At 71.1% G+C, this 12,327-nt stretch carries 15 protein-coding genes; 8 read left to right on the top strand and 7 right to left on the bottom strand.

The window, feature by feature from the left end; all coding sequences use genetic code 11:
* Nucleotides 1–34: 34 nt before the first annotated feature.
* Nucleotides 35–1,195, bottom strand: a complete 1,161-nt coding sequence (locus WME95_RS42165) for a pyridoxamine 5'-phosphate oxidase family protein (RefSeq protein ID WP_437904908.1) — start codon at nt 1,193–1,195, stop codon at nt 35–37.
* A 335-nt stretch (nt 1,196–1,530) separates the two neighbouring features.
* Here WME95_RS42165 and WME95_RS42160 point away from each other — a divergent pair, with 335 nt between their 5' ends.
* Nucleotides 1,531–2,364, top strand: coding sequence for an AraC family transcriptional regulator (locus tag WME95_RS42160; protein ID WP_437904907.1), 834 nt, complete (start codon nt 1,531–1,533; stop codon nt 2,362–2,364).
* Here WME95_RS42160 and WME95_RS42155 read toward each other — a convergent pair.
* A complete protein-coding gene (locus WME95_RS42155) occupies nt 2,335–3,396 on the bottom strand; it encodes a hypothetical protein (RefSeq protein WP_437904906.1) in 1,062 nt (353 codons plus the stop codon). The two genes, WME95_RS42160 and WME95_RS42155, sit on opposite strands and share 30 nt — an antisense overlap.
* 81 nt (nt 3,397–3,477) lie before the next feature.
* On the opposite strand from WME95_RS42155, the gene WME95_RS42150 reads away from it, so the two are divergent.
* From WME95_RS42150 to WME95_RS42135, 4 genes are all read left to right on the top strand, one after another.
* Complete coding sequence (locus WME95_RS42150; protein ID WP_437904905.1) at nt 3,478–3,627, top strand: hypothetical protein; 150 nt, start codon at nt 3,478–3,480, stop codon at nt 3,625–3,627.
* 118 nt (nt 3,628–3,745) lie between these two features.
* The gene (locus WME95_RS42145) at nt 3,746–4,354 is read left to right on the top strand and encodes a helix-turn-helix domain-containing protein (RefSeq protein WP_437904904.1); all 609 of its coding nucleotides are present in this window, start codon (nt 3,746–3,748) and stop codon (nt 4,352–4,354) included.
* Between the two features lie 323 nt (nt 4,355–4,677).
* Nucleotides 4,678–4,866: a hypothetical protein gene (locus WME95_RS42140; protein WP_437904903.1), complete on the top strand. Its 189-nt coding sequence runs from the start codon at nt 4,678–4,680 to the stop codon at nt 4,864–4,866.
* A complete protein-coding gene (locus WME95_RS42135) occupies nt 4,866–5,225 on the top strand; it encodes an ABC transporter permease subunit (RefSeq protein ID WP_437904902.1) in 360 nt (119 codons plus the stop codon). The genes WME95_RS42140 and WME95_RS42135 overlap by 1 nt, the downstream gene beginning before the upstream one ends.
* Here the strand turns inward: WME95_RS42135 and WME95_RS42130 are convergent.
* The 4 genes from WME95_RS42130 to WME95_RS42115 form a co-directional block, all read right to left on the bottom strand.
* Nucleotides 5,191–6,186, bottom strand: a complete 996-nt coding sequence (locus WME95_RS42130; protein ID WP_437904901.1) for an HvfC/BufC N-terminal domain-containing protein — start codon at nt 6,184–6,186, stop codon at nt 5,191–5,193. The genes WME95_RS42135 and WME95_RS42130 overlap by 35 nt on opposite strands.
* The gene (locus tag WME95_RS42125) at nt 6,183–7,043 is read right to left on the bottom strand and encodes a DUF692 domain-containing protein (protein WP_437904900.1); all 861 of its coding nucleotides are present in this window, start codon (nt 7,041–7,043) and stop codon (nt 6,183–6,185) included. Before WME95_RS42125 ends, WME95_RS42130 begins: the two co-directional genes overlap by 4 nt.
* 7 nt (nt 7,044–7,050) lie before the next feature.
* Entirely contained in the window at nt 7,051–8,031 is a 981-nt protein-coding gene (locus WME95_RS42120) for a MopE-related protein (protein ID WP_437904898.1), read from the bottom strand.
* A 195-nt stretch (nt 8,032–8,226) separates the two neighbouring features.
* Nucleotides 8,227–8,880, bottom strand: coding sequence for a TetR/AcrR family transcriptional regulator (locus WME95_RS42115; protein WP_437546040.1), 654 nt, complete (start codon nt 8,878–8,880; stop codon nt 8,227–8,229).
* 55 nt (nt 8,881–8,935) lie between these two features.
* On the opposite strand from WME95_RS42115, the gene WME95_RS42110 reads away from it, so the two are divergent.
* From WME95_RS42110 to WME95_RS42100, 3 genes are all read left to right on the top strand, one after another.
* Nucleotides 8,936–9,400 carry a methyltransferase family protein gene (locus WME95_RS42110; RefSeq protein WP_437546038.1) on the top strand — a complete coding sequence of 155 codons (465 nt, stop codon included), beginning with the start codon at nt 8,936–8,938 and terminating at the stop codon, nt 9,398–9,400.
* A 130-nt stretch (nt 9,401–9,530) separates the two neighbouring features.
* Nucleotides 9,531–10,322 carry a hypothetical protein gene (locus tag WME95_RS42105; RefSeq protein WP_437904896.1) on the top strand — a complete coding sequence of 264 codons (792 nt, stop codon included), beginning with the start codon at nt 9,531–9,533 and terminating at the stop codon, nt 10,320–10,322.
* Between the two features lie 75 nt (nt 10,323–10,397).
* Nucleotides 10,398–11,402, top strand: a complete 1,005-nt coding sequence (locus tag WME95_RS42100; RefSeq protein ID WP_437904894.1) for a DsbA family protein — start codon at nt 10,398–10,400, stop codon at nt 11,400–11,402.
* Nucleotides 11,403–11,529: 127 nt separating this feature from the next.
* On the opposite strand, the gene WME95_RS42095 is transcribed toward WME95_RS42100, so the two are convergent.
* On the bottom strand, nt 11,530–12,258 hold the full coding sequence (locus tag WME95_RS42095) for an Hsp20/alpha crystallin family protein (RefSeq protein WP_437904892.1): 729 nt from the start codon (nt 12,256–12,258) through the stop codon (nt 11,530–11,532).
* Nucleotides 12,259–12,327: the final 69 nt, after the last annotated feature.

The following is a 12,327-nucleotide window of genomic DNA, read 5'->3' as shown; positions in this document are numbered from 1 at the left end:
AACCGGATCGCTTCGCTGCCCGAGCCGATCGTCATCACACGCGACCTTCGCGCTGGCCCTCCGGGTCGTCCGCCCTCGTCGCGCCGCGGTCGTAGCCCTCGTCCGTCAGCCCCTTGCGGTAGCCGAGATCGATGAGCCAGCGCAGGAGCCTCGGGAAAGCGCCGGCGCCGCTGCCGAGGAGGCGAATCATCGCCGCCTTCGCGCCGCCGCCCTTGTTGAGCGCAAGATGCTGAGTCGCCAGCGCCATCAGATCGGGGACGGCGCCCGCGTCGGCGGCGTCGGCGTCGGCGGAGCGTTGCCAGATCTTCGACCGCTGAAGGGCCTCGTTCGCCAGGAGCTCCGCGCGCTCCACGCGGATGACGAGCGCGGCCTGCGGTGGCTTTCCCGCGAGCGCCATGGTCGACAGGAGCGCCGGCTCGTCGGTGACGTGCGCCGTGCCGCTCACGTGGAGAACGTCGTCGCGCCCTGGAACCACGGCAGCGAGGGAGACCTTGTCGCACGTCACCACGTTGTGGAACGTATCGGTCCGCCGGTTTCCCCGGCGATCGGGGATCACGAGCGTCTCGTGGTCGAGGATCCGCAAGAAGCCCGGGAAATCTCCTCGCGGGCTCGTATCGCCCGAGCCCGCGGCGTCCCACGACGAGAGGACGGCAAAGGGGCTCGATGCGAGGAATCGAGCGACGCTCGGATCGCCGAGGGGTCCGCCTTCGCTTTCGTGGCGCGCGCAATCACGCGGCAATGGCGGCTCGGCGGCGGCGGCGCGAGCGCGCGGCCCCTCCCAGAGGCGGGATCGGAGGATGCTCCTCGCGCAGTGCACGAAGGCCTCTTCGACGGTGACGACGATCCGGCCGCCGCGTCGCTCGGCCACGGAGCCGTTGAGCCGAAGGGCCTCGCCGATCCCCGGCACGAGGAAGACGAAGGAGGCGCCGCTGCCGGACGCCGGCGTCGGGTGTCTCGCCGGCAGCTCGAACCGAACGCGCTTCGGCGATTCCACGTGCGCAAAGCCGCGGGCGCCTCCGACGAAGGTGCTGCGCCAGCCTCCCTGTTCGTCACGAAAACCGAAGCCGGCGATCGGAGCACTGGCGAGGACGCGCCGACATCCATCGTCCAGGGCGCCGATCTGCTTCATGCGCACGGCCGGGATCGGGGCGCCGACGATCGCCTCGATCTGCTGCGCGGTCATCACCTTCCGCATCGAAGAGCCTCCGCTTTCCTGCCCGCCGAAGAGCGGTTTCCCGGGCTCCGGCACGGCCGCCGGAGCGCGCAGAGGAACCATCGCAGCCGGCGACCTTGACCGCATTCCGAGATGAGGACATTTTGTTTCGCAATCCGGCCATGGGTTCGAAGCGAAGGAAGCGTCCCGCGTCGCCCGTGTCATCAACGGCATCGCCGGCGTCGGCCTCGCCCTCCGCCGGCTCCACCTCGAAAGGCTCGTCGGCCCCGCCCGCGTCGTCGATCGGTTCCCCCGGGTGGACCTTTCATGGCGACGTCCAGGTCGCGAACGAGCCACGCGCATCGGCGGCCGAGGCGATGGAGTCGCTCTCGCGTCGCTTCGCGCGCGAGGATCGTGGCGAGTGGCGAAGCACGCTCGCGCGGCCCGCCAACACCGTCGGCCTGAGCATGGTCACCGGCGGGCTGGAGAGCGAGTTCCACAGCCATCGCGAGTCACAGCTGTTCTTCCTCGAGCGCGGCGAGGTCACGTGCGAGGCGTCGAACGCGCTGTGGATCGTCCCGCCGCGTTCGGCGCTGTGGATCCCCGCCGGCGTGCTCCACAAGATACGAGGGCGCGCGCCGCTCGAGGGCTACGGCGTCTTCATGGAGCCAGACGTGGCTCCGAGCCTGCCGGCCGAGTGCTGCGCCGTCTCGGTCACGCCGCTCTTTCGCGAGCTGCTCGTCCGTCTCGCGGCGCGCCCCGCGCTGTACGACCTCGACGGGCCGGATGCGCGGCTCGTGGCCGTCCTGTTCGACGAGCTGGCGGCGGCGACGATCGAGAAACATCGCCTGCCGATGCCGGCCGACCAGCGCCTCCGAAAGCTGGTCGACGCGATGGCGGAGAACCCCGCCGACGGCGCGACGATGGGCACGTGGGCCCGCCGGATCGGCGTCGGCGAACGGACCCTCAACCGGCTGCTCGTCCGGGAGACCGGCCTCAGCTTCGGTCGCTGGCGCCAGCAGCTCCACATCGTCCTGGCCCTCCAGCGGCTCTCGCGCGGAGCGAGCGTGCAGAGCGTCGCCAGCGACCTCGGCTACGAGAGCGCGAGCAGCTTCGTCACCATGTTCCGCAAGGCGCTCGGCGCGTCGCCGGCGCGGTACATGGCCCGTCGTCTCGGTCGGCTAACGCTGGACCAGGGAGGTCAGCCATGACTCGATGTCCCGCGTCGGCGGGTAGCTGTCTTGCTCTCGCTCGCGATCGCCGTCGATCGACAACCTGAACATCGGGCACTCTTCCTCCGGCGGAAAGACCTTCTTCTGCACGACGAGCCCGGTCCGCCTATCGAACACGGTGGCCTCGGTCTCCTTGAACCGGATCGTCAGGTCGGAGAGCGGCTCGCCCGCGCGGTCCTTGTACCCGGTGCACGTCTTTCGGCCCTTGATCTCCGGGAGCCGGCGCGTGACGGCCACCAGATCGACGTCTTGCAGCAGGACCGCCTGGCCGAAGAGCTTCATGGAAGCCGTCTCGAGGAGGAGCACGCTGCTCAGATCGCCCTCCTGCTTCGGCTCGCCTTCGAAGACGACCGGACCATTCTTGACCCGATCGAGCACCGACAGGACGGACATGGCGGCGTCGGCCTGGCGCAGCTCGATGGAAGCTGCCTGTCCGGAGGGGAGCTCGATCTCGAGCTTCCCCTTGGGCCCTAGCAGGGGATCGCGGTACCTGGCGACTGGAACCTTTCCGAGCTGGCCCTCGACATTATCGAGCTTGATGATGTCATAGATATTGCTCTCGATGCGCCCGCTCTTCTCCCCGACCTTCCACCGGGTGCCTTCGGGGAAGCCGTGGAAGGTGATCTGGTAAGTGCCCTCGAAGATGGCGACGTCGCCGTGGAGCGTTTCGTCGGATTTGACGACGAATTTGCGCTCGTTCGACCACTCCAGCTCGAGCGGGCCGCGGAACGTCTTGGCGACCCGCGCGCCCCGCGGGGCGAGCACGGCGATGCTCACGAGCACGGCGATCGCGATGGCGACCCCGAGGAGGATCGCCGCGGACGTGCGTCTCGGCACCACAGCGGGGCGAGGCGCGGCGACGGGCGGGCCGGGCGGGACTGCGCGCTGCAGCGCTGGGCGCTGCAGCTCGTTGTGTGTTCCGCAGTAGCGGCACACGATCGTGCGGCTGCCCGGCGGGGCCTCCAGCGGCGCGATGCATCGCTGGCAGTGGTAAACGTTGACGGGGCTCATCGGCTGCAAGCTCCCCCAGGAACGCGAGGGCACGTGGACACTCCACGCGCGGGTCCCACGCTGGAGCTGAAAAGTGAACGAGTGAAGCTGAGGCTGAAGCTGAAGCTGAAGCTGAAGCTGAAGCTGAAACTGAAACTGAAACTGAAACCGACGGGAACGAGCCCGTCGACGATCCCTACATCATCGCCTCTTCCTCGCCCAGGCTTCCCGCTGTTCTGCCTTGACAAATGAACAGTATCGCGCAAAAGTTCGACCTGGCGTGTGTCCACCTTGACAGGTGAGCAGTACTGCGCAAAAGTTCGACCGGGTACGCCTGCGCCCGCACGGAAAAGAGGAGATGACGATGCCCATGATCGGACGACAGTGCACGCGCGACGGCAGGACGGTCTGCCTTCGGATGAGTCAGACCGGGCTACCGGTGAATCAAGAGGAGCGCGGGCTCACGCTCGTGTACGGGTGGGGGAGCGAAGAGCGCCGCGCGCAGGGGATTCCCGCGTCGATCCAGGGAATCGAGCTCCGCACCGACGCGGGCAAGGTCCTCGCGTTCGACTTCTGCCCGTTCTGCGGCGAGAAGCTCGCGGGGAGCACGAACAGCGTCCGAGCGCCCGTCGCGCGGCGCGCCGCTCCGGAAGGCGCCCGCGCCGAGCAGCCGGCGGCGGTCGAGCGCGCACAGCGGCCCGGGCGCGCGGTCGAGGCCGTGCCGCCCACCCCTCCGAGCGCACCAGCGCGCGCGCAAGGGGCGGCGGACTCGACGACGCTCAAGGTGCTTCGCGAGAAGCTCGGGCTCTCGCAGGCCGAGCTCGGCGAGAAGCTCGGCCTCGCGCGCAGCTCGGTCGCCAACTACGAAAACGGGCGGTCACCGCTGTCGCAGCGGCTCCGCAAGTGGGTCGCAAAGCACGAAGCGAAGCTCAACGACGGCGGAAACGGTGCCTCTGGCCGCCGGAGCGCGGCCGCCTAGAGCGACGGTCACCCGCTTCGGATACGGGCCCACCTCGACGTTTTCGGTGCTCAGCGCACGGGAGTGCGCTTGCGCGCCGAAAACGCCGATCTGGGCCCGTCTCCTGTGCGGGTGACCGTCGCTCTGCTCTGCTCTGCACGTCGCAGAGGTGGGCGGGAACCGCTGTGGATTGACGAGGGGGAGCGGCCGGAGGCCGTCGCCCGCGCCGCCGGGACGCGCGGGCGCACTCGTCGCGACAAGCGCCTTGTTCGGCGGTAGAGTGGCCGCTTCGAGGTCGTCGTCCCCTCGGACTCGATCACGATCGAGGTCCCCCTCGCGGTGCCGTGCGGTTCACGCTGGGCGCCTCGCTCGTCGCCGCGCTCCTCAACGTCATCGTCGGCCTGCTCATCGCGTGGGTGCTCGGTCGGTATACGTTCCCGTTCGCGCGCGTGATCGACCTGCCCTTCGCGCTGCCCACGGCCGTGGCTGGCATCGCGCTTTCCCGTTCGTCGCGCGAGAGCTCATCCCGCTGATGCAGGCCCAGGGGACCGAGGACGAGCAGGTCGCCCGCGTCCTCGGCGCGAACGGATGGCAGATCTTCTGGCGCGTCACGCTGCCCAACATCCGCTGGGGCCTCCTGTATGGCGTCATCCTGTGCACCGCCAGGGCGATGGGCGAGTTCGGCGCCGTGTACGTGGTCTCGTCGGGCTCGTCCGATCAGGTGACGCTGCCGCTCCACGTGGAGCGCGTCTACTACGCCAACATGGTCCGCGTGGTGCCCGCGTTCGCCGTCGCCAGCCTCCTCGCCGGCGTGTCGGTGATCACGCTGGGCGTGAAGGCGGCTGTGGAGTGGCGGTTCAAGGGCGAGCTGAAGAAGACGGACCGCGGCTAGCGGTCCCGGCGCCGGCGAGGCCCGTCCACCAGCCGTTCGAGAGGGCGAGCGCGATCCAGCCCTGCAGATTGGCCCGCAGCTGCGCTGCTTCCGCCGTCGTGCAGCCCTGCTCGACGGCGGCAAGGGCCTGCCCGAACGAGAGCTCCCGGCTGCGCTCGAGCAGGCGGGCGAACAGCGGATCCACCGAGGTCGTGGTCGTGCCGGCGGCGCTCCGGGCGAAGACCCACGCGCGGGTGGACGCGTGGCGATGCCTCGCGTCCAGGGGGCGCTCTTCCAGATCGCCCAGATCGCCCCCCGCGAGCCGCGAGAAGCGCGCGAGATCCCAGTCCTCGTGGGTGAGCGTGAAGGACACCGCGAAGCGCAGCCGCGTCTCGGCGAGCCCGGCGAGCTCCTCGGGCGTCGGCCGCCAGAGGCCCTCGAACGGCGACTCGAAGGCGCGCCGCTCCGCCTCGTCCATGCTTAGAGCCTGGCGGACCATCGCGATCGGCGCCCTGGAGAGCTCGATCCGCCGGCGCCACGCGTCCTCGTGCCCGCGCGCCGGGCGCCCCGGCTGGCGGCCGCTGCGCGCGCCGTCAGGGCCGCGCAGCGCGCCGCGGAGCCGCTCGGCGAACCCGCTGGACGCCGAGTCGAGGTCCGCGTGCCGGGGCGGGCACGCGGCGAGGTGCAGCGCGGCCAGGTGGTTGAAGTGCCAATAGCTCATCGCCCGCGACACGCGGGGAAAGCTCGTTTGCAGCGCGGTGAACAGCCGCATCCAGTACTGACGGTGATAGATCGCGAGCCGCTCCGCCGGCGCGAGGCCCCCCGGCCCGACCTTCACCTGCGCCACGAGCCCCGCGGGATACCGCTCCTGCCGCTCCCGGAACCTGCCTGCGCTCGCGTCGAGCGGCGCGCGGAGGACGGCGGTGAAGTCGCGCTGGAGCTCCCGCAGCCAGCCCGGAGGATCTCCACCTCTCGGGCTCATGACGATCGCACCTGCCGCGCCTTGTCGAGCTCCGCGAGCGCCACGTGCAAGGGCGGGATCTCCGCGTCCCACTCGAGGAGCGTCGGGAAAGGGCCGCCCCGGCGCCACGCCTCCTCGTAGAGCGACCATACCTCGTCGCACACCGGGCGATCGTGGGTGTCGTGCCGCAGGCCCGAGGGCAAGATCTGGTGGCCGGCCACGTGGACCTGCAAGACCCGATGCCAGGGCACGCCGTCCAGGTACTCGCGCGGATTGAACCCGTGGTTCTCGCTGGAGACGAAGACGTTGTTGATGTCCAGCATGCACCAGCAGCCGGACTCCTCCACCACGCGGCGATAGAACTCCCACTCAGGCATCGTGTCGCGCTCCCACGCGACGTAGGAAGACAGGTTCTCGATCCCGAAGGGCACACCGAGGGCCTCCTGGACCTCGAACGCCCGGCCGGCGGCGTACGGGATCAGCTCCGGATCGTACGGCGCCGGCAGGAGGTCGTGGTGCGTCACGCCCTCGAACGCCGTCCAGCAGAGGTGATCCGTGAAATAGGGGATCCGGAGCTCCTGGATCAGATCCTTGAGCCGCGACAGGTGATCCCGGTCGAGGGGGGCCTCGCCGAGCAGGTTCAGCGAGACGCCGTGGGCGACGATCGGGTAGCGCTCGGCGATGCGCCGGAGCCGCTCCCGGGGCAGCGGCGACGCGCCAAGGTAGTTCTCCGCGATGATCTCGAAGAACCCCAGCGGGGGCCGGAGCTGCTCGATCGCGTCGTAGTGCGGCGGGCGCAGCCCGAGGCCGAGCGCGCCTCGCGGGAGCGCCCGCGCCACGGGCGCCTGGCTGCCGGCCGGGCCTCGCGGCGCGCTCATCGGTCGCTCAGGGGCTCGGCTCGATAGGGTCGGCCGGCGCCAGCGGGTCGAAGCTCTTGCCCTCGGGCGTCAGGGTGCGCAGGTAGGCGATCAGCCGATCGATCTCGGCGAGCGAGAGCAGGTGGTAGGCGCCGGGCATGTTCGAGTAGGCGTAGCCTTCGGGGTGGACGCCGTCGATCCCGAACGCGATGATGGACTGCAGGTAGAGATCCGAGCGGCGCTCCCAGAACTCGGCGACGTAAGTGGCCATGTCCTCGGTGGGCCGCACCTTCACGCCGAACGAGCCCGCGGAGCCGGAGTGGCAGTGGTCGCACGTCGCCGCCTTGAACGCCGCGGGGCCGTCTCGATCCTGATCCTCGGCGGTCTCCACGCAGCTCCAGCCCGAGCATCCGTTCATGGCGCGGCAAGTATGCTCGTAAAGCTCGTTCCAGGACTGGTAGACCATGCCGCGGCAGCTGTTCGAGTGGCTGCAGGACGAGTTGATCTGGACCACGCCGGGGCGCGCGGGACCCGTCAGCGACGCGGACCTGGCGCACGCCGCGGCGAACTCGGCGAGCGAGATCTGGCCGTCGCCGTCCTCGTCCATGAGGTCGATCGCGTCCACCAGGTCGGGCTCCGGGCCGCCGTTCCACACGAGCGTCTTGACCGGCGCGTCGGCCTCGTCGCAGTTGGAGTCGACGCCATCGAGATTCCGCTCCTCGGCGCCGGGGTGGACTGTGTTGTTGAAGTCGTCGCAGTCGCCTTCGCGCGGGGTGAAGCCGTCCCTGTCGTGGTCGCTGTCCTCGTCATCCACGGGCTCGCCGCCGCCCGCGCCAGAGCCGGTCACGGCGGGCTCCTCGCCGCCGGAGCCGCCGGTCCCGGCGGGAGACTCGCCGCCGCCGCCGGTCGCAGCCGGCGTCACAGCCTCGTCGTCGCCGCAGCCTGGAGCAAAGGCGGCGAAGCTGGCGAGCGCCAGCGCAAGCAACGTGGATCTCGGCGATTGGGTCATGGTGGTCGTCCTGCCTCCGAAGGAACGCGCAGGGCCCTCTTGCTGGCTGCCCGGCGCACGACCTGTGGCACGGCCGCTGTGCGCGGAATATGCGGCAAGTTGTCGCGGGCCCGTCGTCGACCGGACGGATCGTCGCTGCACAGGCTCGCGTCCCTCGTGGCTCCCGCGTCCGCGCCGCGGGGAAGGGCATCGCGCCTACGGCCGGTCCGCGGGGCTCGCCGCCCGCGCCGGTGTCGCGCCGACGGTGAGATAACCCATGAGCGCGTCGGTGATCGCCCGCCGGAGCGCGCCGTCCTCGACGCCCGCGGGCGGATCGAGGGCCGCTGCGTGGACGAGCTCCTCGAACATGCGCAGGACAACGTAGGTGGCGAGATCGAGATCCGGCTGGACGATCTCCGCGCCGTGGCGCGACAGCAGCCGCCGGGTGCAATCGAAGACAGCCCGGCTGGCCGCGCTCAGCGTGCGCTGTTGCTCCAGTGTCGGGAGATCGGCGTGAAGGAGCCGTTGCAGCCGCGGCTCCGACCGGTGGAGCTCGAGGCTCCTCTCCACGAGCGCCTCCGTCGCTCCGCGCAGCGAGACGCCGTCGGCCGCCGCGTCCACCTGCTCGACGAGCCGCAGCATGTGGCGCACGTGGCGCTCGTGCAGCGCGGTGACGAGGGCGTCCTTGTTCGGGAAGTACTGGTACACCGACCCGACGCTCACCCCTGCGACCTTGGCGACCTGGTTCGTGTTCGCCCCGTCGTAGCCGTGCGCGTCGAAAACGCGAGCCGCGGCCTCGACGATGGTCTCCACGAGGAAGCGCGAGCGCGCCTGGCGAGGCTCTTTGCGCGGCTTTTCTGGGCGCTTCATCGTCTCTCCCGAACGCGAGTCTCCGCGTTTTGCCCTGTCGCTAGACTGGTGGGGCATGATCACCTCGAACGCACCCTCGCGCAATCTGCTCCCGCCGGTCCTGCTCCTCCTCGTGGTGGCGGTCATGTGGCTGACTCACGCCGTCCTGCCGTTCCCGCCCGTGCTCCCGGCGTCGACTCGCTGGCTCGGCGCCTTGCCGCTGGCGATCGGCGTCGTCATGGCGGTCGCGGCTCGGGCGCAGTTCGCGCGGGCCGCGACGGAGATCAACACCTTTGCCGAGCCCACGCGGCTCGTGACCGGCGGGCTGTTCCGGTGGTCCAGGAATCCGATGTACCTCGGGATGGGCCTTGCGGCCGCGGGCATGGCGGCGCTGAGCGGCGCGGCGACGTCGCTCCTGCTCGCGGCGGTCTTCGTCGCGATCGTCGACCGCTGGTACATCGCGTTCGAGGAGCGGCGGCTGCGCGCCCGGTTCGGCGCTGCCTACGAGACCTACGCCCGGTCGACGCGGCGCTGGGTCTGACGGCGCGCGCCGGCGGAGCCGCCGTCCATCGCCGCTCGCAGGAACGCGGCGCCGGATTTGCACGCAGCGGCCGAATAGAAGGAAGCAAAAGAGGTTGCGAGCGCAGAAAGAACGAGGCGAGTATCGCCGGATGACAGGCATGCTTCGCGATGGGCTGTGGATCGGTTGTGCAGCAGCCGCGGTGCTCACGGTGGCACCGGCGAGCGCCATGCAGCCCGCGTCCGGGGCCTCGCCTGCGCCCGCTGCGCCGCCGAGCGGTCCGGCCGCCGCGCCGCCTGCGCCGGCTCCGGGCGGCGCCGCGGCAGCGCCCCTTCAGCCGCCGACGGCGCCAGGCGACGAAGGCGCGCCACCAGCCGGGGTTGCGCCGACCGGAGCTCCTCAGGCGCCCGCGCGGTGGACGACGAGCCCGGGTCCCTGGCAGCCCGGGAGCGCTCCTGGTCGCGAGCGATCCGAGCCGAAGCGCAGCTGGTACGGCTGGCAGCACCTCCTCGTGCTCAGCGGGACCGTTGTGCTCTGGCCCCTCGCTGCCACCACGGAGAACGAGGTGTTCGGCTTGATGGCCGCCGGCTCCGTCGCGCTCGGCGGCCCGGTCACCCACTGGGCCAACGGCCACCTCGGCATGGGCTTCGTCAGCCTCGGCCTCAACGCCGGCTGCACGTTCGGCGGCGGCCTGATCGGCGCGGCCATCGGCAGCGCCTCGGACGCCAGCGACTGGGGCGGGCTCGCGGGCCTGTTTATCGGCGGCGGCCTCGGGCTGATCACGGCCAACATCATCGACGTCGCGCTCCTCGAGTACGAGGAGCAGCCCACGGCGGCCGAGACCTACGAGTACATCCGCCTCCGCCCGCCGCGGCTCCGGCTGGCGCCGCACGTCGCCCTCGCGCAGGGCGGCACCACCTTCGGCCTCCGCGGCGCCTTCTGAGGGGGCGCCGCCGGCCGCGCGCCTCGGGCGGCGCTTCGGCCTGGCCCGGCCGCGGCGGGGGTGTAGCATCCGCGCGTGTTCATTCCGAGATCAGGTGCACGACGGATCGCGCTCGCCGCGCTCCTCGCGCTCGCCGCGCTCCCGGGTTGCGGCGGCGCGGAGCGGCAGGAACCCCAGTTCGCCGATTCCCCCGAGGTCCCGCTCCCCGGGCCCCCGGGCAGCTCCTCCGGCGCGCCGCTGCTCGACGCGCCCGGCGGCGCGCCGGAAGAGCTGCCCGGCGTGGACACGGCCGAGCTCGTGCGCCGCGAGCGCGATACCTGGTGGCAGCTCGTCTCGCAGCTCTACGCGCCGTGCACCGATCAGGCGGTGTCGCTCGCGCAGTGCGTCCGCGAGTCGCGCGCCTGCGCGGCCTGCGCGCCCGCCGCGCAGCTCCTCGCCGACAAGATCCGCGGCGGCGCGAGCGGCGCGGAGGCCCAGGCCGCGTACGGCGTGAGGTTCGGTCCGAACGTGAAGCAGATCGACCTCGCCGACTCGCCCTCTCGCGGGCCGGAGCGCGCGTCGATCCAGATCGTCGTGTGGTCGGACTTCGAGTGTCCTTCCTGCGGGCGCGCGGTCCCGCACCTCGACGAGGTCGTCGAGCGCCACGCGCCCCACGTCCGGCTGATCCACAAGGTGTATCCGCTGCGATCGCACCCGCACGCCGACGCAGCGGCGCGCGCGGCCATCGCGGCGCACCGCCAGGGCCGCTACTGGCCGATGGAGCGCCTCCTGTTCGAGAACCAGCAGCGGCTCGAGGAGAAGGACCTGCTCGGCTACGCGCAGAAGGTCGGCCTCGACATGGCCCGGTTCCGCGCCGACATGGCGGGCGAGCCCGCCGCCCGGGTGGTCGCGCGCGACAAGGCCGAGGCCGATCGCGCCGGGCTCTCGGGGACGCCGTTCATCGTCATCAACGGGCGGGAGTTCGATCTGGCGCTGTTCAGCCTGCAGGGCGAGCTCGACCGGTGGATCGAGACCGAGCTCGCGATCCTCGGAGGGCGCGAGGCGGCGCCCGGAGGCGGCACGCCGCGCGACGCAAAGTAGGGCCGCCGCGCGGCGTGGCCGGCGCGCGCGCCTGCGGGTCGCGCTCGGTCGACGAGTGACCCCCTGCGCCAGGCGACACCGGGGCGACGGCGCGCCGCCGCCCCGGTGGGACCCAGATCGAGATCGGCTAGCTGGGCCGGCTCTTCTCGGACGTCTGGCCGCCGCCAGCGCTCGTCCCCTGCGAGGGCCCGCCGCTCTTGATCTCGACCGAGCGGCCGCGCTGCTGCTGCTGCGGCAGCTTCAGACAGACCTCGAGGACGCCGTTCTCGAACCTCGCGTCCACGTCGTCGACCTGCACGCCCTCGGGCAGCGGGATGGCGCGCGTGAACGACCCGTAGCTGCGCTCGGTGTAGCTCATCCCCTCGCGCTGCTCCTGCTGCTCCTGCCGGCGCTCGCCCTCGATGATCAGGGTGTCGTCGCGGAGCTCCACCCGGATGTCGTCCTTGGTGACGCCGGGGAGATCGGCCTTGACCACGAGCTGACCGTTGCGCTCGCCCAGCTCGATGCGCGGCGACCAGAGGCCGCCCCCGAGGGACGAGAGACCCCGGCCGCCGCCAGGCTCACCCATCGTGCGGCCCTGCCTGAACGGCGAGAGCAACCCTCCGAAGCCGAAGTCGTCGAACATGCGATCCATGTCCTCCATCATCCGGCTCATCATCGCGAACGGGTTGAAGACGCCGCCCGCCGCGCCGTACCGCCCCATCTGGCCGCCGCCCTGCTGACGCTGCAGCCCGGTGGACTGACCGCCGGCCCCCTGGGAAGGGGTCTGACCTGTCGCCTGGCTGCCGGGCTTGCCTTGCTGCGACTTGCTCACGGACACGTCCTGGCCTGTCGGCTGACGCTGCTGTTCCGCCATAAGAACCTCCTTTCTTGCGAACGTAGGACTTGCAAGTGTGGTGCCGTGTCGCGAGCGTGAACCAGCGTA

Source organism: Sorangium sp. So ce327, from assembly GCF_051530205.1.
Lineage (GTDB): Bacteria > Myxococcota_A > Polyangia > Polyangiales > Polyangiaceae > Sorangium > Sorangium cellulosum_B.
The sequence above is the reverse complement of the archived record's forward strand: the minus strand, read 5'-3'. Positions and strand labels throughout refer to the sequence as shown.

Excerpts from the sequence above, each read along its gene's own strand:
- WME95_RS42165 (WP_437904908.1), bottom strand. The coding sequence starts at position 1,195 with ATGCGGAAGGTGATGACCGCGCAGCAGATCGAGGCGATCGTCGGCGCC.
- WME95_RS42160 (WP_437904907.1), top strand. The coding sequence starts at position 1,531 with ATGGAGTCGCTCTCGCGTCGCTTCGCGCGCGAGGATCGTGGCGAGTGG.
- WME95_RS42155 (WP_437904906.1), bottom strand. The coding sequence starts at position 3,396 with ATGAGCCCCGTCAACGTTTACCACTGCCAGCGATGCATCGCGCCGCTG.
- WME95_RS42145 (WP_437904904.1), top strand. The coding sequence starts at position 3,746 with ATGATCGGACGACAGTGCACGCGCGACGGCAGGACGGTCTGCCTTCGG.
- WME95_RS42135 (WP_437904902.1), top strand. The coding sequence starts at position 4,866 with ATGCAGGCCCAGGGGACCGAGGACGAGCAGGTCGCCCGCGTCCTCGGC.
- WME95_RS42130 (WP_437904901.1), bottom strand. The coding sequence starts at position 6,186 with ATGAGCCCGAGAGGTGGAGATCCTCCGGGCTGGCTGCGGGAGCTCCAG.
- WME95_RS42125 (WP_437904900.1), bottom strand. The coding sequence starts at position 7,043 with ATGAGCGCGCCGCGAGGCCCGGCCGGCAGCCAGGCGCCCGTGGCGCGG.
- WME95_RS42120 (WP_437904898.1), bottom strand. The coding sequence starts at position 8,031 with ATGACCCAATCGCCGAGATCCACGTTGCTTGCGCTGGCGCTCGCCAGC.
- WME95_RS42115 (WP_437546040.1), bottom strand. The coding sequence starts at position 8,880 with ATGAAGCGCCCAGAAAAGCCGCGCAAAGAGCCTCGCCAGGCGCGCTCG.
- WME95_RS42110 (WP_437546038.1), top strand. The coding sequence starts at position 8,936 with ATGATCACCTCGAACGCACCCTCGCGCAATCTGCTCCCGCCGGTCCTG.
- WME95_RS42105 (WP_437904896.1), top strand. The coding sequence starts at position 9,531 with ATGACAGGCATGCTTCGCGATGGGCTGTGGATCGGTTGTGCAGCAGCC.
- WME95_RS42095 (WP_437904892.1), bottom strand. The coding sequence starts at position 12,258 with ATGGCGGAACAGCAGCGTCAGCCGACAGGCCAGGACGTGTCCGTGAGC.